Origin of the sequence: Paenibacillus sinopodophylli (assembly GCF_005930355.1) — a bacterium.
GTDB lineage: Bacteria > Bacillota > Bacilli > Paenibacillales > Paenibacillaceae > Pristimantibacillus > Pristimantibacillus sinopodophylli.
This window is the reverse complement of the sequence record NZ_VDBO01000001.1, coordinates 1,112,178-1,130,336: the sequence shown is the minus strand read 5'-3', so window position 1 is coordinate 1,130,336 and position 18,159 is coordinate 1,112,178. Positions and strand designations below refer to the sequence as shown.

Annotated in this window: 15 protein-coding genes, 1 pseudogene and 1 riboswitch; of the genes and pseudogenes, 13 read left to right on the top strand and 3 right to left on the bottom strand. The window is 47.0% G+C overall.

What is annotated here, in order from left to right; genetic code table 11:
• The first annotated feature begins 55 nt into the window (after positions 1 to 55).
• Positions 56 to 168, top strand: a riboswitch (TPP riboswitch).
• Positions 169 to 431: 263 nt separating this feature from the next.
• From FGT79_RS05025 to FGT79_RS04995, 7 genes are all read left to right on the top strand, one after another.
• On the top strand, positions 432 to 1,442 hold the full coding sequence (locus tag FGT79_RS05025) for an ABC transporter substrate-binding protein (RefSeq protein ID WP_138752931.1): 1,011 nt from the start codon (positions 432 to 434) through the stop codon (positions 1,440 to 1,442).
• A 71-nt stretch (positions 1,443 to 1,513) separates the two neighbouring features.
• Positions 1,514 to 1,816 carry a thiamine-binding protein gene (locus FGT79_RS05020; RefSeq protein ID WP_138751653.1) on the top strand — a complete coding sequence of 101 codons (303 nt, stop codon included), beginning with the start codon at positions 1,514 to 1,516 and terminating at the stop codon, positions 1,814 to 1,816.
• Positions 1,806 to 2,579: an ABC transporter permease gene (locus FGT79_RS05015; protein ID WP_138751652.1), complete on the top strand. Its 774-nt coding sequence runs from the start codon at positions 1,806 to 1,808 to the stop codon at positions 2,577 to 2,579. The genes FGT79_RS05020 and FGT79_RS05015 overlap by 11 nt, the downstream gene beginning before the upstream one ends.
• 4 nt (positions 2,580 to 2,583) lie before the next feature.
• Positions 2,584 to 3,372, top strand: a complete 789-nt coding sequence (locus FGT79_RS05010; protein ID WP_138751651.1) for an ABC transporter ATP-binding protein — start codon at positions 2,584 to 2,586, stop codon at positions 3,370 to 3,372.
• Positions 3,373 to 3,379: 7 nt separating this feature from the next.
• Positions 3,380 to 4,234, top strand: a complete 855-nt coding sequence (locus FGT79_RS05005) for a TatD family hydrolase (protein ID WP_246096151.1) — start codon at positions 3,380 to 3,382, stop codon at positions 4,232 to 4,234.
• A gap of 237 nt (positions 4,235 to 4,471) precedes the next feature.
• On the top strand, positions 4,472 to 4,978 hold the full coding sequence (locus tag FGT79_RS05000) for an ankyrin repeat domain-containing protein (RefSeq protein ID WP_138751650.1): 507 nt from the start codon (positions 4,472 to 4,474) through the stop codon (positions 4,976 to 4,978).
• Between the two features lie 126 nt (positions 4,979 to 5,104).
• Complete coding sequence (locus FGT79_RS04995) at positions 5,105 to 5,878, top strand: glucosaminidase domain-containing protein (RefSeq protein WP_138751649.1); 774 nt, start codon at positions 5,105 to 5,107, stop codon at positions 5,876 to 5,878.
• 96 nt (positions 5,879 to 5,974) lie between these two features.
• Here the strand turns inward: FGT79_RS04995 and FGT79_RS30950 are convergent, their stop codons facing one another.
• Positions 5,975 to 6,133 carry a hypothetical protein gene (locus tag FGT79_RS30950; protein ID WP_171056079.1) on the bottom strand — a complete coding sequence of 53 codons (159 nt, stop codon included), beginning with the start codon at positions 6,131 to 6,133 and terminating at the stop codon, positions 5,975 to 5,977.
• 371 nt (positions 6,134 to 6,504) lie between these two features.
• On the opposite strand from FGT79_RS30950, the gene FGT79_RS31790 reads away from it, so the two are divergent.
• The 3 genes from FGT79_RS31790 to FGT79_RS04980 all read left to right on the top strand — a co-directional run bounded on the left by FGT79_RS31790 (position 6,505) and on the right by FGT79_RS04980 (position 9,888).
• Positions 6,505 to 6,843 carry a WGxxGxxG family protein gene (locus tag FGT79_RS31790; RefSeq protein ID WP_138751648.1) on the top strand — a complete coding sequence of 113 codons (339 nt, stop codon included), beginning with the start codon at positions 6,505 to 6,507 and terminating at the stop codon, positions 6,841 to 6,843.
• Positions 6,844 to 7,081: 238 nt separating this feature from the next.
• Entirely contained in the window at positions 7,082 to 8,611 is a 1,530-nt protein-coding gene (locus tag FGT79_RS04985; RefSeq protein WP_138751647.1) for an FAD-dependent oxidoreductase, read from the top strand.
• Positions 8,612 to 8,679: 68 nt separating this feature from the next.
• Positions 8,680 to 9,888, top strand: a complete 1,209-nt coding sequence (locus FGT79_RS04980; RefSeq protein WP_246096149.1) for an MFS transporter — start codon at positions 8,680 to 8,682, stop codon at positions 9,886 to 9,888.
• Between the two features lie 87 nt (positions 9,889 to 9,975).
• Here FGT79_RS04980 and FGT79_RS32210 read toward each other — a convergent pair whose 3' ends face one another.
• Both FGT79_RS32210 and FGT79_RS04975 read right to left on the bottom strand, forming a co-directional pair.
• Positions 9,976 to 10,143: an excalibur calcium-binding domain-containing protein gene (locus tag FGT79_RS32210; RefSeq protein WP_281285927.1), complete on the bottom strand. Its 168-nt coding sequence runs from the start codon at positions 10,141 to 10,143 to the stop codon at positions 9,976 to 9,978.
• Positions 10,141 to 10,560, bottom strand: a pseudogene (locus tag FGT79_RS04975) (NucA/NucB deoxyribonuclease domain-containing protein); the annotation flags it as partial. The pseudogene FGT79_RS04975 and the gene FGT79_RS32210, both read right to left, overlap by 3 nt.
• A gap of 563 nt (positions 10,561 to 11,123) precedes the next feature.
• Between FGT79_RS04975 and FGT79_RS04965 the strand changes: the two are divergent.
• The 3 genes from FGT79_RS04965 to FGT79_RS04955 all read left to right on the top strand — a co-directional run bounded on the left by FGT79_RS04965 (position 11,124) and on the right by FGT79_RS04955 (position 18,155).
• Positions 11,124 to 15,323: a polysaccharide lyase family 8 super-sandwich domain-containing protein gene (locus tag FGT79_RS04965; protein WP_171056078.1), complete on the top strand. Its 4,200-nt coding sequence runs from the start codon at positions 11,124 to 11,126 to the stop codon at positions 15,321 to 15,323.
• A 97-nt stretch (positions 15,324 to 15,420) separates the two neighbouring features.
• Complete coding sequence (locus FGT79_RS04960) at positions 15,421 to 17,157, top strand: extracellular solute-binding protein (protein ID WP_171056077.1); 1,737 nt, start codon at positions 15,421 to 15,423, stop codon at positions 17,155 to 17,157.
• Between the two features lie 98 nt (positions 17,158 to 17,255).
• The gene (locus FGT79_RS04955) at positions 17,256 to 18,155 is read left to right on the top strand and encodes an ABC transporter permease (protein WP_138751642.1); all 900 of its coding nucleotides are present in this window, start codon (positions 17,256 to 17,258) and stop codon (positions 18,153 to 18,155) included.
• The last annotated feature ends 4 nt before the right edge of the window (positions 18,156 to 18,159 follow it).

The window sequence follows — 18,159 nt, the reverse complement described above, 5'->3', positions numbered from 1 at the left end:
AAAAACTAGCGCTACTGTCGGTTTATGCTATACAATGAATGGTATTGACGAAACCGAATATGTTCCGGGGAGCTGGTTAGGCCGGCTGAGAGGGGATTATAAGTACAATTCCGACCCGTTAAACCTGATCTGGATAATGCCAGCGTAGGGACAGAAGCTCTGTTTGTCAGGCAAGCTGGATCATAGAGATCAAGCATATGCCGGCATAATAGCTGCACAGCCGATTATAAGGCGTCCTCCAGATTGGGAGGACGCTTTTTTTGACGTATTGGAGTGGATATGATTTTGGCATCCTTTCTCTATACATAATAGGGAATACTGCAGCTAGGCACCGGATGCGTTGAGGGTTCGTCATGAGAGACAAATAGGAGCGGTGAGAGGGGAACGAACAAATCATGTTGTTGAAAAAACCAGGGAAACTGTCGTGGAGAATGGCAAGCACGATGCTTATTATCGGATTAACGCTGGCGGGCTGCGGCTCCAATGGCAATGCGCCGACAGCGAGCAATGAGCCTAAGGAACAAACGGGGACGGCGGACAAGCCGCTTGAAAAGGTGCAGGTTGTACTCGATTGGACGCCAAATACGAATCATACGGGGCTGTACGTAGCCAGAGATAAAGGTTATTTTAAGGAGCAGGGACTTGACGTAGAAATTATTCAGCCTGGTCAGACCGGAGCCGATCAGATGGTTGCATCCGGCAGTGTGCAGTTCGGCGTAAGCTACCAAGAGTCGATTACGATGGCCCGAATTGCAGGGGTGCCGCTCGTATCGCTTGCGGCAGTTATTCAGCACAACACGTCCGGATTTGCATCGCCGCTGGCGAAAGGCATTGATTCTCCTGAGAAATTCGAAGGCAAAACCTATGGAGGCTGGGGTGCTCCCGTTGAGGAGGCTGTCATTCAGTCGCTCATGCAGGAGAAAGGCGCGGATGTGGCTAAGGTCAATATGATCAGCATCGGCGACAGTGATTTTTTCACGGCCGTGAAGCGGGATATTGATTTTGCGTGGATCTATTATGCATGGACAGGCGTAGAAGCTGAATTGCGCGGCGAGAAAATCAATATGCTCTATTTGACCGATTACAGTGACAAGCTGGATTACTATACACCCGTGCTGACGACAAGTGAAGCGATGATCAAGGATAAGCCAGAAATCGTTAAGGCGTTTACAGCTGGAGCGGCAGAGGGCTACCAATATGCGATTGACAATCCAGATGATGCAGCGGAAATTCTGATCAAAGCGGAGCCGGATCTGAACGCAGAGCTCGTGCGCGCGAGTCAGAAGTGGCTGAGTCCGAAGTATCAAGACGATGCACCGCGCTGGGGAGAGCAGAAGCTCAGTGTATGGGAAAACTATGCAAACTGGATGTTCGAGCACAAGCTGCTGGAGAAAGAGCTTGAGGCAAACAACGCGTTTACGAACGAGTTTTTGCCCGAATAACGGCTGAATGATAAGGAATAGGCGGCATAAGCAGGCTGCTGCTGACAACCAAGAAGAAAGAAGGAATGAAGATGGCAAACGCTCTTGTAAGCATTCAAATACTACCGACAACACCAGGCGGAGAAAGTGTTATCCCTTATGTTGATCGCGCAATTGAGATCATCAAAGCGGCAGGCGTGCCATACCGTGTAGCGCCGCTTGAGACGACAATGGAAGGCGAGCTTAGCCATTTGCTGAGTGTGGTGCAGTCCATGAGCGAAGCGATGACAGAGCTCGGCTGCCCTTCGGTTATTTCGCAAATTAAAATTTATTATAATCCGGCAAACGGCGCTTCTATGGGAAGACTGCTGGAGAAATACCCTGATGGGCAATAAGAAGAACGTATGGTCCAAAATATGGCCGCCGGCGACACTGATGATCGTGCTGCTGGCCGGCTGGCAGATTGCCGCCTATCTGGAGTTGTTCGAGCAGTGGCTGCTTCCGTCTCCATTCTCGATTGTGGAAGAGGCAATTCAGGTTTGGCCTAGGCTCTTGGATCATACAAAAGCAACGGTGCAGCTAACACTCATCGGCTTCGTGGGAGGATCAGCGGTGGGCTTCGTGCTCGCCGCTTTGCTGCATCTTATTCCGGGTGCGCGAACCGCTGTCTACCCGCTGCTTGTGCTGACACAGAACGTTCCTGTCATTGCAATTGCTCCCATTCTGACGATGCTGCTTGGGTGGGGACTGCTGCCAAAGGCGCTGCTTGTCATTATGGTATGTTTTTTCCCGATTACGGTAGCGATGCTGAACGGCTTGACGAATACGGATGCACAGCTCCGAAATTATTTGCAAATGATTGGAATCCGCAGATTCCGGTTGTTCTGGCATTTGGAGCTGCCGCATGCCATTGTTCATTTGTTTTCCGGATTGAAAATTGCAGCCTCTTACAGCGTATTAAGTGCAGTAGTCGCAGAATGGCTCGGGACGAACAAGGGGCTCGGAGCGTTCATGCTAATCTCCTCCAAAGGCTTTTTGCCTGATCGGGTATTTGCTGCTGTGTTTATCATCGTTGCGCTTAGCTTGTCGTTGTTCGGACTTGTTACGCTGGCAGAGCGTCTCGTCATTCGTTGGCGTCCTGAGAAAGAGGTGAAATAGCCAAATGAGCAGTGGCATTGAGAATGAAAGGCCAACGTTGCAGGTGCAGCGGATTCGGCAGAAGTTCGGCAAAGGGAAAGCTGCCAAAGAGGTGCTTGCAGGCTTGACGTTTTCGGTTGCGGATGGTGAGTTCGTCTCGATTATTGGACCTTCAGGGAGTGGGAAAACGACCCTGTTCCAAGTGATTGGCGGGTTGGAGCGCCCCTCAGAGGGCGAGGTATGGATAGGAGGCAAGGAGACGACTGGGCAGCGCGGACATATCTCGTATATGCCGCAGCAGTCGTCATTGCTGCCTTGGGAAACAGTAGCAGGCAATATCGAGCTGTCGCTATCCATATCGGGCATCGATCGCAAAGAAGCGAAGTCGTCAACACAGGAATGGCTGGAGCGGATTGGGCTACAGGAATATGCAGATGCTTATCCTCATGTATTGTCAGGAGGGATGCAGCAGCGGGTGTCTTTTCTCAGGGCGCTGCTAGCGCCGCAGCAATTAATGCTGCTGGATGAGCCGTTTGGCGCATTGGATGCATTAACCCGGCTGCATATGCAGCAATGGCTCATGTCCATATGGGAGCAGAACCGTAGGTCGGTATTGCTTGTCACGCATAGTATTGAAGAAGCCTTGATTCTGTCAGACCGAATTATTGTAATGTCAGCTTCTCCTGCTGTGGTGCTGGATGAATTTATCATTCCATTCGAGCGTCCTCGTCGTGAAGAGATATGGAACGATCCGAGATTTAACGAGCTGAAGCAGCATATCTATAGGCTGCTTCAGAACAGTGCTGAGGAGTGAAGCTGGAATGACAAGTGATTGGAGCAGCAGGCAGCAAGCATCGGAGGAGTCTGATATGCAGAACTTCCACGCATGCATAGACGCTCACATCCATATGGATTTGTATGCCGAGGAAGAGCGAAACGAGTTGCTGAAGCATGCTTTTTCAGAAGGCGTGGAGGCAGTCGTAGCGGTCTCCATGCATCTGGATTCTGCGAAAGTAAATCATGCGCTTGCGAGGCAATATGCGGGACGTGTATTCCTAGCATATGGATTTCATCCGGAACAGCCGATACCCGAAAGCTCGCAGATCGATGAGCTGTTCTTATGGATTCGCTCGCGCTATGAAGCTGGCGAGACCTTCGCAATCGGCGAAGTAGGGCTTCCTTATTATATGCGTTTGGAAGCAACTGAAGCGGGAAATGATACGTTTGATGAGAAGCCGTATTTGGAGCTGCTGGAACGCTTTGCAGAGCTCGCGGCTGAGCTGGACCTTCCTATTGTTCTGCATGCCGTCTATGAGGATGCGGATAAGGCATGTGATATTCTAGAGAAATATGGTGTCCGCAAAGCACATTTTCACTGGTTCAAGGGCAGCGATGCCGTTATAAAACGAATGGCTGACAGCGGCTATATGGTGTCGATAACGCCCGATGTTGCTTATGAAGAGGAGATTAGGCAGCTTGTAGCACAATATCCGATCGAACAGCTGATGGTGGAGACTGACGGACCGTGGCCGTTCGAAGGCCCTTATGAAGGCCGCCAGACCAAGCCGGCAATGGCGGCTGATGCGGCTGGGCATATTGCAAGCATAAAGCAGAAGTCTGCTGAGCAGACTGCACAGCTTCTGCTTGCGAATACGCGTCGCTTCTATGGATTATAAGTCATTATGCTCATCGTAATACAAGATCGCCGCTTCGTTCAGAGTGAAAGCTCGGATGAGGCGGTTTTTTGGTTTATTTAAAAATAAAGGACGGCGACAGCCGTTTCACCTTGGGAGATAATTCCTTGTTTAACAGGAAATGAAGACAGGCTGTCGAACAGGAATAGATGACGATATCCGATCTTAGATATTAGGGGAGATCGTACTTCAGTATAAGATAACGGAGGTTTGTATCAAATGATAAATGATATGTTTGCAGCGTCCAGCAAGGGAGATACCGTACGTTTAGCCGGAATTTTGAAAGAAAATCCATTTTGGGTAAACGCTGAAAATGAAGAAGGGCTGACTCTGCTCGGCTATGCATCTCATTATGGACAAGCGTCGGCTGTTAAGCTGCTGCTGGAGCACGGGGCGGAGGTCAATGCTCTATCCCATTCCAAGGTTAGTTATATTCCGTCTAATACGGCTTTGCATGCTGCTATCGCAGGAGAAAAAGAGCTTACCGTTATCAAGCTGCTGCTAGAGTACGGAGCGAAGACGAATATACTAGACAGCAACGGCCATACCAGCCTGCATGCGGCTGCCCTTCACGACGATGGTCCTGCAATCATCCGTTTGTTGATCAAACATGGGGCAGACATGGATGCCCAGACAGAGGATGGAGCAACAGCGTTGGTATTGGCTAAGGAAAAAGGGAATCTGAGAGCAGCTGCAAGTTTAATTGAAAATAACGCTTCTGTTTAGTGTCTTTGAGGGAACAGCATCTCTTTCATACCCGTTTGTCCATTGCGCCTTGCCGCCTTGCTGCATACACAGATAAGGACAGGTAAGTACCAAAGCCGCAGCAAGCGGCGGAAGGGAGCCTTAGCAATGGCACAGATGACAAGGAAACAATTTTTTGAGCTGCTGGCACCGACAGTCATTCGCATTTGGCAGGAAGGATCACCAATGCTGCCATCGGTTCGATTAGCACAAAACTTGCTTGAAACCGGTGGAGTCATTCATGACTGGTACAATCTAGGTGGCATTAAGGTTGGCAGCGGGCAACGAAATGCCTATTGGCATGGCGAAGCTGTTGTGAAGGGCACTTGGGAGGTTGTCGACGGAAGAAACGAAACGACCAGAGCCGCGTTCCGAGCATACAAAAGCGTATATCATTTCTACAAGGATTTGGATATACTGCTCGGGACTCCTAGGTATGAGCGTGTGCGGCAGGCGCTGACACCTGAGAAGCAGGCAGATATGCTCTATGCTTGCGGCTATGCGACCGATCCATCGTATCCATCCAAGCTGAAAGCAATTATCAATCAATACGGCTTGAAAAAGGTTGATGCGGAGGGAACCAAGCTATTTCCGATGCCGGAGAAGCTAAAGGATGCCGAACGAATAACGGTGCTGAATAAAGGGTTATTTCTATCAAGCGGATATTTGACTGGTGGGTCGACGTGGATACCAGCTAGATTAGTCGGGGAAGCGCATGGAGGGGAAATTGATTGGAATGGCACGCAAGTGACGATCAACAGCATTGCTGTGGAGTCTTTACTATCAGAAGCGACGGGTTATGTTCCTATTCGTGCACTAGCTGCTGTTCTCGGGCTCAAGGTAACGTGGGATCAGGTTGCGAGAGTTATTCTGCTGGTCTAATAGAAACGAAGAAATATGTGTCACCCCGCGGACAAAACAATAAACCGTCAGCCGAATATTCGGCTGACGGTTTATTGTTTTGCCTATAGAAAGGGTTCATTTCCCTTTTCGCGAAGCAGCCCAAAAGGCCAGTATGATCAGGGGAATTAGAATGTACCAGGGAATTGTGATGGTATCTCCGACAATAAAGGCCAGTGACATAACAAGGATGACTCCGAAAATAATGTACAAGCAGCCTCTTCCGAATGTTTCCATTTCAATCGCCTCCTAAAGCTTAGGCTGCGCGCAGCAAGCTTTCTTCGTTCCTGAAAGTATATTCAACTATAACGTTTTTATGGGTGACAAGGTTCCAAAAATGAACAAAAAAATGGCCCGCATCGCTGCGAGCCGGTGTCCTAGATCTATATATCAACAGTGGGGTTGATGTCTTTAAGTATAAGAAACGAACCTTAATTCAACATTAAAAATGTTTGTCCGAATCTTGAATGATCGCTAGGTGTAGTTTATTGAGGTTTGGAGCTGAATCTAGAATATTCGCACATCGCTTGTTCCCGCTCCCGAATAGAATGAAAGCTGCCGTGAAATAATAAACCGGAACAAAAATATATAAGTTAGGGGTTGGGAAAATGAAAAAGTTTTGGTCGCTATTCTGTCTGGCAGCATGTCTGACGTTAGTGCTTGCAGTACCTGCATTTGGTGATAATTCGAAGTCAGCTACGACGGATACCTACACGAATAGAGGGGTTAACAATTCGATGAATGGTACTGATCTACGCACCGATATTGAAAGAGGCGTGAACAATACAACTCGTGCTCTAGACGTGGATACTCGCAGGAACTTGAATGCGAATAACTACCGCACAAATGCAGTCGATAACGATAATGACTTCAATTGGAGCTGGCTCGGACTGCTCGGCTTGATTGGATTAGCAGGTCTTCGTAACCGTGGTCGCGAGCGTACGTAATCCCTTAATCGCTGCAACAACAAAACCCTGCCGAAATCGGCAGGGTTTTGTTGCATTAGTGGAGCTGATTATCAACGTATCTTCCGTGCTCTGGCACTGTGATTTCTTTGAATTATTGAGTAAAGAGCAGTAGGTATTCTAGCTTGTCATCGGCACAGCTTGGTTTGGCTTCGTTAAGAATGATACTAGTGGCAATTGTACATATTAAGGCATCATGAACGAAGGAGACTAAATAAGTATGACTGTCATTCAAATGCCCAAATTTCCAAAATCACTTTGGATCTACTCAAAAGACAATTCTGATGAATATGCATCCCTTGAACAAAATATCGAAACGGATATTACCGTTGTCGGTGGAGGCATCTCTGGCATTACAACGGCGTATGTACTTGCAAAGGAAGGGTTTAAAGTGGTGCTCGTTGAAGCAGGACGACTTCTGGGAGGGACGACGGGACATACAACAGCCAAAATTACAGCGCAGCATGATCTGATCTATGACGAGCTAATCGGAAGTGAAGGTAAGGAGAAAGCACTTCTCTATTATAAGGCTAACGAGGAAGCTCTGCAGTTCGTGAAGCAAACGATTGAAGCAGAGAAGATCGAATGTGGTTTCTCAACCCAAGATTCTTATGTGTACAGCGAAACAGAAGAATACATAACAAAGCTTGAACAAGAAATGTCTGCATATACCTCACTAGGCATCAATGGAGCCCTTGTGGACCGCATTCCATTGCAGTTACCCGTCAAAGCCGCAGTGGTCATGTATGATCAAGCACAATTTCACCCCTTGCAGTATTTGTCTGCCCTTGTAGCCAGATTCGTAGAGGCGGGAGGCATAGTGTATGAGAATACGACGGCTGTTGATGTGGAGACAGGACCGCTGCCGGAAGTCATTATGAGCCGAGGTCATCGCATCAAATGTAAGCATGTCGTATCGTGTACTCACTTTCCATTCTATGATGGACATGGGTTTTATTTTGCAAGGATGCATGCGGATCGCTCTTATGTGCTTGGTATTCGTGCGGTTGAAAATTTAATTGAAGGAATGTATCTGAGCGCCGGAGATCCGAAGCGCTCCATTCGGTACGCTGATTCGGCTGAGCATGGCAAGCTGCTTATTATCGGTGGACAAAGCCACAAAACCGGACAAGGCATATGTACAATTAATCATTATGAGCAATTGCAGAGGTTTGCCGAGCAGCATTTCCGAATCGAAGAAATCGTATATCGATGGTCGGCACAGGATTTAACGACGGGTGATAAGCTGCCGTATATAGGCAGAATTACAGCATCTTCACCCAATGTGTATATTGCAACTGGATATCGGAAATGGGGAATGACGAACGGCACGGCTGCTGCTTTGCTCATTAAGGACTTGATCATGGAGCGCGACAATGATTTCCAACACGTATTCACTCCTTCACGTCCAATGTCTGGGGGAACGATCAAAAGCCTTATCGTGGATAATCTAGACGTTGCGATGCATCTTATTGAGGGTAAGCTTGAGCTGGTGAACAAGCATCCTGAAGACTTAGCGAATGATGAAGGCTGTATTGTTAGGCTTCATGGCAAGCGAGCGGGCGCTTACAAGGATGACGAAGGGAAGCTGTACCTTGTTGATACGACATGCACGCACATGGGCTGCGAGGTGGAGTGGAACAATGGAGAGAGAACATGGGACTGCCCTTGTCATGGCTCCAGATTCGCGATAAACGGCGATGTCATTGAAGGTCCCGCAGAAGAGCCGTTAAAGTTGCTGCAGAGCTAGAGCGGTTACTGATTGTTGGGAAAGTTACTTGGAGTAGAACCGTGGGGAATAAGGAGAGGAGCGCAATTGTGAAAAAAAGGTGGGATTTAGCAGCTCTAGCATCGATTCCGTTCATCATGACGCTCGCTAACTCCATGTTAATACCTGTGCTTCCGTTATTGCAGAAGAAGCTGAACATATCTGCTGTCCAATCAAGCCTGATTATAACGGTGTATGCGGCAATATCGATTGTCTGTATTCCAATTGCGGGGTATTTGTCAGATCGATTTGGCAGGAAAATGATTATCTTAACAGGCTTGTCGATTGCAGCCATAGGTGGTCTAATAGCTGGTTTAGCCACTTGGTTTATGGATTCTCAGGTGTATCCAGTTATATTGGCGGGACGGTTCATCCAAGGAATCGGCGCTGCGGGTGCATTCCCGATCGTCATTCCGTTAGTCGGAGATATGTTTGACAGCGAAGAGGATGTAAGCAGTGGGCTTGGGATGATCGAAACAGCTAATACGCTCGGAAAAGTAATCAGCCCCGTGCTGGGAGCAGCGTTGGCGCTTGTCGTATGGTTTCTGCCGCTCGTGATAATCCCAGTCATCTCGCTCATCTCCATTGCGGGCGTTCTCTTTCTGGTGAAAGCGCCTAAACAGAAACAAGCCAAAGAAAATGGTTTGAAGCAATTTTTCAAGTTAATTCAAACCATTCTTGCTGAAAAAGGACGCTGGCTGTATGCCGTATTCGCCATCGGCTGCTTGGCAATGTTTATCATGTTCGGCTTTCTTTATTTTTTGTCATCGATTCTTGAAGAACGCTATCATATTGACGGCATAAAGAAGGGTTTGCTCCTCGCCATACCTTTAAGTGCGATTTGTTTGGCTTCGTTTCTTGCGGGGAAGCTTCTTGGGAAAAGTAAAACGAGAATGAAATGGTTTATTGTAATTGGAACTGCAGTGTTAGCGTTAATGATGTTCCTGTGCGGTATCATTAATACGCAGAAGTTGTTTTTATTCGTTTTATTTATGTTTGCAAGCGGTGCGGGCATCGGATTGGCATTGCCAAGCTTGGATGCGCTTATAACAGAAGGAATTGAGAAGCAGGAGCGGGGAACCATTACTTCGCTTTACAGCAGCGCAAGGTTTATTGGCGTAGCTGTCGGTCCATTAATTGCATCGATGCTTCTTCAAAAGGAAGATCTGTTATTTTATTTGTTTGCGGGATTCGGGCTTATATGCACGGTGCTTGCGCTGCTTGCCATCAAACCCGGTACAGAACATTCGACCACTTGAATGGTAATGTAATAGCCCCCGACCTCTAGGAAAGAGGTCGGGGGCTATTGTCGTTTGTTGCCGTGTTAGGGGTATATAGCCGATTTATTAGCTTGCGCAGGCTACACCATCTTTGTCCCGATCGAGCTTAAAGCTGTAGCCAGGATCTCCTTTGTACAGAGGAGCCGCTCCTGCTTCTCTGACAGCCGCACAATTCGCATAATAGACCGTTTGCTCTTCCTCAGGCGCAGTTGCTTGCGCAGTGAGTCCGTCAATAAGGAAGAGGACGCGTGTACCGTCTTTCAGATCAGTTAATTGGTTTCCGATCCATGAGCCTGCTCCGCGGTTATCCTTAGGGGTTACATAAGCAATGTCCGCACCAGCTCCGCCTTCTTTGCACATGGCCATTGGCCACTCATCTCGGTCAAAGCCTTTTTTGGTCGGAATGCCCCGAAGCGAAGCTTCTCGGTTAGCTTCAGCACCATCTCTGTCGATGGTACAAACCGCCGATGCGCCTGCCTTAATTGCTGCTGCAATATGTGCAATGGTTTCGGGATAGCGATCAGTTGGCAGTTGGATGGTTTTATCATAGTTTGGTGTCGAAGCAGAATCTTCATTCGTTGTGGCCGTTAATAGATTTCCGCAGCCTGAGAGGAGGAACGCAATAAGTAGTGCTGCTAAGTTGGCTTTCATTATGTATCTCCATTTCTAGTTGTTTGTTTCCATCATACACTAGAGGTTCGCTAGCGGATAGAAGATTATGGAGATTGCAGCAGCAAACACAGAAAAGATCCTTGTTACAGGATCTTCTCCGTATTTAAGCATAAGGAAATGCAGCTAGCAGGTTTGCGAAGCTTAGATGTTTAGGGGAAGATTAGTAGCCCTTTCCGTAACCTCCGAAAACGCCACAACTACAAGCGATAATGACAAGCAGAATGAAAAGGACCAAAATTGTACCTGTATTATTGAAAGCACCGCCAACATAACCGGACATGTTCATTGCACCTCCTTCGTGCCTGAGTACTCTGTAGGTTATGCTTACGGTAACGCTCGTGCTTGGGTGTTTGTTACCTGAAATGAGCAATTCATCCATGTATGCACAGATCGAGCGAGGGAAATCACACGATTCTGATACTTGCAGTGTTAAAATACGCTGCATATTTACATAAGTTCATGATCTTGAAATCTGATCATTTCATTCCTGATTTAGGAATGAAATAATGATCCCGAATTCAAATTTGAGTAAGGTGGTGGTTATGTTGATGAAGATGAAAGTGAAAATGTTCGGGTTAACCTTCAAGGTGCTGCTAATCGTGGCAGTATGGTTCACGGGAATTGGACAGCTTGGTCATTCGAGTGTTAGCGCAGCAGGTGATGATTACGAGGAACTGAGGAAAAAATGGGAATCCTATCTGACAGGGGGGGAAGGCTATAATGCTGCAGACCCCGATATTGCGTACAAATTGAATGAGATTAATCAAAAGGCCAAGAACGCCAAGGACTCCTTGAACAAAACAGCAGGACGGACTTATCTCTGGTACGATTTTCAAAGTACAACGGCCTCGAAGCAAATTCCTGGCGCATTTCTGCGTATAAAGGAAATGGCGATAGCTTATCGTACAGTGGGCTCCAGCTACTATGGGGATTCAGAGATGAAGACTGATATTATTGAAGCACTCGATTGGATGTATGCGATTCGGTACAATGAGACCAAAACACCGTACGACAATTGGTGGGATTGGGAAATTGGCGCACCGTTGGAGTTGAATGACATTGTCATCCTTATGTATGATGATCTGATCAGCACGCCAGCCAAAATAACCAACTACATGAATACCATTGAGAAGTTCTCACCTAATCCATCGAAAGTGAATGGAAATCTTGTTCCTACTGCCGCCAATCTCGTATGGAAATGTATCGTGGTGGGGCTGCGCGGCGCGATTGTTCAATCTTCAAGCAAGCTGACCGCGGTAAGAGATGCGTTAAGTCCGGCATTTGATTACGTGACGTCCGGCGATGGCTTCTACAAAGACGGTTCCTTTATACAGCATGATGTATACGCTTACAATGGCGGATACGGTGCAAGCTTGCTGCAAAATATTGCGAGTGTTATGTATTTGCTGAATGATTCGTCTTGGGAGCCGATTGTATCGAAAAAAAATAATCTATTTCAGTGGGTGTATGATTCGTATGAGCCGCTTATTTATAATGGCGCGATGATGGACATGACACGAGGTCGTGAGATCTCGAGGAGTGACGATCAGGATCATGTTACAGGTCACAGGATCATGGCATCTATTATCCGCTTGTCTCAGTGGGCTCCGGCTGGAGACGCGGCGCGCATGCAGGCAATGGTTAAGTACTGGATTCAACAGGATACAGCGTTCAACTTCTACAAGGACACGAATATAAGTGTCATACAACTGGCAAGAGAGATCATGAACGATACGAGCATTGTACCACGAGGAGAGCTGACCGGAGCAAAGGTGTTTGCCGGCATGGATCAGGCTATTCAGCTTCGTCCTGGCTTCGGTTTTGGTGTAAGTATGTCATCCCATAGAGTAGGCAGCTACGAGATGACTAACGGCGAGAATCTGAAAGGCTGGTACTCGGCAGCTGGAATGACCTATTTGTACAATCAAGATTCGAAGCAATATACCGATTTCTGGCCAACTGTGAACAAGTATCGTTTGCCGGGCACGACGGTTGATACGATGCCGAGAACAGCTGGTGAAGGTGCGGGTTTCCTTAGTCCCAAAACATGGTCAGGCGGCACGGCGCTTCTCGGACAATATGCAACCGCCGGAATGGATTTGAAAGGTTATGGCAGTACACTTACAGCGAAAAAATCATGGTTTATGTTTGACGATGAAATAGTCGCCCTTGGTGCTGGAATTAATAGCTTTGACAATCGCATGATAGAAACGACTATCGAGAACAGGATGCTCAATTTGGCGAGAGTGACGCACGGTATGGATAGCGCTTCTCCTCGATCGCTGCCAATAGGGAGTGAGCCGCTGCGGCACAAGGTTTATGCAGTCACTGCGAGTGAACATGACGGAAACTTGCCAGAGAACACATTCGATAACAATATAGGCTCAAGATGGTCAGCCCTTGGCGATGGGCAGTGGATTGAATATGATCTTGGAAAGGTGCAGGATATTGGATATATCGGGATCAATTTCTTCTATCAAATGAACAGATACAGCAAGTTCAATATACTAGTATCGGAGGATAAAGAGGAATGGACTCAAGTGTTTAGCGGGAATTCAAGTGTTGTCAGTGAAGCGCAGTTCCAACTCTTTGATTTTCCAGACACCCAGGCAAGATATGTGAAAATTGTCGGTAACGGTAATTCATCTAATAAGTGGAACAGTATTAATGAAACACATATCTATGCACCTAGTTCGGCGGGGAACGTTATAATTCCACCTACTGTCGTACCGCTAAGCTATGCAGCTGTAACGGATAGCCTTGGGAGCGCTTCTTTGCATTCGACAAAGGATGGAGATATTCGTACCTCTTGGACGTCGACAGGCAGTGGGCAATGGCTGAAATTTGATCTAGGCAGCACCGTCCAAGTAGGGCACGCAGGCATTAGCTTTCCGCTTGGCAACGAGAGGAATTATACGTTCACCATTGAAACATCAGTGGATAATACCGTATGGACGAGTGTATACGGTGGCAACAATCAGGGACTTACCTCAGAAGTAACAGCCTATGATTTCCCGGATACAGACGCCAGATATGTCAAGCTCGTATTTGGTGGCAATGATCTTGATTTGAACAACCGAATTTCAGAGGTCCAGCTCTATGCACCTAGCGTCTTAGGTCCCGTATTAGATCCGATTCATGTCACCCAAAAACAGAAAGCGGATGAGCATTTGATTGTGGATGGGGTTGCTAAACCGACGGGACTAGGATGGTCGGAGACGATGAATGATGTATCCTATGTCTATTTGGAAGGGACAGGAGGCTACTATTTCCCAGAGTCAGCAGATATTAAGGGCTTGCGGGCGGCTTCGAGTGGCAGCTGGCTCGACATTAACACGAGTGGGCCGGCAGGAACGCTTTCCAAAAACTATGTGACCCTCTGGAAGGAGCATGGTGCGAGTCCAGTGAATGAAGCTTATTCCTATGTACTGCTGCCTAATCAATCAGCAGAGGAAACGGCCGATTACAGCAGTAATCCAGATATTGAAATTTTAAGTAATAATGCGAATGTTCAGGCTGTACGAGAAGTCAACCTGGACGTGCTCGGTGCAAATTTCTGGGCTCCGAGTGTCTTTGGCTATTTGAAGGCTTCCAATCCTTCGTCCATCATGCTGAAGGACGAATCGGAAGAGCTGAATGTTACAGTATCTGATCCAACACGTCTTCAAGATAAAGTCACTTATGAAATCTTTAAGAGTGGTGTATCCGTTATAGAGAAGGATGATTCCATCACGGTGCTGCAGCTCACTCCTACCATTAAGTTTGAGGTGGATACGCAGGCGAAGAATGGCAGCTCTCATCACATTACTTTCGAATATGATTCGTCTACAGCTGTACCGTTGCCAACTCCAACTTCTCCACCAGCGCCGCCTGCACCACAGGATCCTGCTATGCTAGTCGATGAGTTGGATGATTTCTCTCATGTGTTTTCCCGCAGCAGTAATCTGACCTTTGACCGCGGTGATTGGAAAAGGTTCAAGGGGGACACCTCACGCGTCCTGCGAAAAACAAATACAAATGAACATTTGATCTATAAATCAGCACCAGGCCTTGAGATGAAGCAGTTTGCCATGAAGGCTTGGTTTTGGGACGGCGAGCCTGCGTATGCCGATTTCGACATTTATACGTCACCGAATAATGCTGACTATACGTTGTTTACATCAACCAAGACCGCAAATAAAGTGGAATGGATTGAGGTTGATTATACCGGTGAGCTTCCGGCAGGTACGCATTACTTGAAAATCGTATTCAAACATAGCTCAAGCTACGTTTGGAATCCGCAAATCAGCAGAATTGAGATTGCAAGCGGAAAGCCGACTATGATTGATGATCTCAACAACTTTACAAAGCTGCATGCACGTAGCTCCAATCTGTATTTCGACTCGTCCAATGCGGTTAAATTTAATGGCGATTCGTCACGGCTAGCAAGACTTAGCAATACAGAAGAATATGTAGTCTATAAAGCAGCCCCTGATAGAGACCTATCGGCATATGCGGTGAAAGCTTGGTTCTGGCCATATGAGCCATCAACCGATTTTGAGCTGTATGCTTCACCAGATGCTGCTGCCTACACGTTAATGACTCCGGATAAATCGACAGTAAGTGGTTCATGGGACGAGGTGAATTATAGCGGAGAGCTTCCGGTAGGCACGCAGTATCTCAAAATTGTTTATAAACAGAATTCAAGCAACTCATGGAATGCACAGATCGGTCAAGTGTCCATTACAAGCGATGAAACATAACAAACAAAAGTTCATGATCTTGATAAACGATCATTTCTTTCACTCGGAGAGAATGGAATAATGAAAAGTGTAAGGATCATAAATGAGGGGGATTACAATGAACAGGCAACGAAGATTTTTTGCAACACTTATGTGCATAATTCTAATCGTAAGTATGATTGCCGCGTGTTCGAACAGCAACAATAAGCTGTCTCAAGCAACCGATGAAAGCAGCTCAGAAGCGACAGCAAATACGGATGAGACGAATGTGAGTGAGGAGAGCCCAGCGCCTGAGCCGCAGCCAAACGATCGTACGAAATATGATCCACCGGTTACCATTACCGCGGCACTTGGATTAAAGCCTTCGGATAAGCTTCGTAATGGCGATACACCAGAAGATAATCCGATCTCGCGGTGGTTTAAGGATAACCTGGGAATTGTCACGAAATATAAATGGGTCGTAACTGATTCATTGGAAACGAAAGTACGCTTGGCTATGACAAGCGGAGAAGAGCTGCCGGACGTTCTCTATGCATCTGGAACGCTGTTCGAGGATTTGGTTGCTTCTGGAAAAATCCAATCTATTGATGAGGCTTTCGAGAAATATGCGACTGCAAGGGTCAAAGACTCTTATATCAAAAATCCGGAAATTTGGAATTCAGTGAAGAGAGAGGGTAAAATTTACGGCTTGCCAGGTATCTCAAATGGTATTGTAGGAGCTACCGTCATGTGGGTTCGACAGGATTGGCTGGATAATCTAGGTCTGAAAGTCCCGACCAATGTAGAAGAATTTACTGCTGTACTGGATGCATTCACGAATCAAGATCCGGATCGGAATAATAAGAAGGATACTTACGGACTCGCAATTGGCGGCAACACAGGCTACTATCATCCTACCAGTAACTACATGGCTGATACTTCATTCATATTCGGCCAGGAGCAGCCTTACCTATGGATTAAGGATGCCAGCGGAAACTTGCAATACGGATCGACGCTGCCAGGTGTGAAGGATGGACTCGTGAAGCTGCGAGGATGGTTTGAGAATGGTTATTTGAGCGCTGATTTCGGCACTCAGGACGCAGCTAAAGCGATGGCTGACTTTACTTCAGGAAAAGCTGGAATCGCTTTCGCTCCAGGCTGGTCTGGAGGCTGGCCAATTGGAACCGCGGTCGCAGAAGCTGAGACAAAGAACCAGTCGGTTGTTATTAAGCCATACCCACTTCCTTCAGGTGTGAAGGGCGAGGTTGGGCGTCAAGCCTCACTGCCATCCTACGGGACATATGTATTCCGTGAAGGCTTTGAGCATATGGAAGCTATTCTGAAATATTGGGATACGCTGTATGGCTGCGCGATTGAGGATCCAATGTGTCCGTTCGACAAAGGGTATGGCGAGGGCTATGACTATGTGCTTAAGGACGGGAAGCCAGATTGGAAAAACGTACCGGATGGCGTAGTGAGCCTGAATGCCTACTTGATGCTATCTCCTTCATCCGGAACAGCACCAACTAACGTCATGGAAGGTCCGAACATTTATCAACGCGTCGCATCGGGTCAGCTGGATAGTGTCTTCGAGCAGAAACTCGCTGCAAGCAATGGGAAATTAACGATCGATGGTTTCTCAGTCGCTTACGAGCAAATAGCACAAGATGTTCCGAGCGGTTTCTACGGTGCTAATACCGCAACCATGAAAGAGAAATGGGATCAATTGTCTACGCTGGAAGAGCAGACCTTCCTTCAAATCATTTATGGCAAACAGCCGCCTGAGTATTTCGATACGTTTGTGAAACAATGGAATGATCAGGGCGGCGCGCAAATTACAAAAGAGGTCAATGAAGCGGTTGCGAGCATGAAGTAAGCAATAATCGTCATTAAGAGGCACATGCGGAGATGGACATATGCTAGGCCGATCCGCATGTGCTTTCTCAATAACATGTATCGATAGGAGAAACTGGTATGAAAACGAATCTGTATTTCCGCAAAACATGGCCGCTCCATCTCTTTCTGCTGCCGTCCGTTTTATTATTGCTCGTTTTCAACTACATTCCTATGGTGGGGTTTCTGATTGGTTTTCAGGACTTTAAGCCTTGGCTCGGCATCTTTGAGTCTCCATTTGTTGGATTGAAGCATTTCATCTTCATGTTTAACGATCCTACAGCGCTTCAGGTCATATGGAATACCTTTATTATTGCCATCTCCAAAATCATCGCAGGCGCGATTGTCCCCTTTGCGTTCTCTCTATTTCTTAATGAAGTAAGGGGAATGTTATTCAAAAGAACGATTCAATCGCTTATCTACTTGCCGCATTTCTTGAACTGGGTTATTCTCGGAGGCATTCTGACCGATTTATTAGCGACCAATGGCTTAATTAATCAATTAATGGAGGCACTCGGCCTCAATCGCGTCTTCTTTCTAGGGAGCGGAGATTGGTTCCGTTTCACACTCGTTACGAGTGATGTGTGGAAGGAATTTGGTTTTGGAACGATTATCTATTTGGCAGCTATGACAGGAATCAATCAGAGTTTATATGAAGCAGCGGACATTGACGGCGCCAACAATCTAAACAAAGCCATTCACATCACGATTCCGGCCGTTATCCCTATTGCGATTGTTATTGCAACGCTGTCCCTCGGCAATGTACTGAATGCAGGATTCGACCAAGTATACAATATGTACAATCCACTTGTGTACCAGAAAGGCGATATTATTGATACTTACGTCTACCGCGTGGGGCTGCTTCAAGGCTCATTCAGCCTAGCTACTGCTGTAGGATTCTTTAAATCTGTCATTGGGTTTATCTTGATTGCTACAACTTATAAATTAGCTTCTAAATATGCGAATTACAGGATATTTTGAGAGG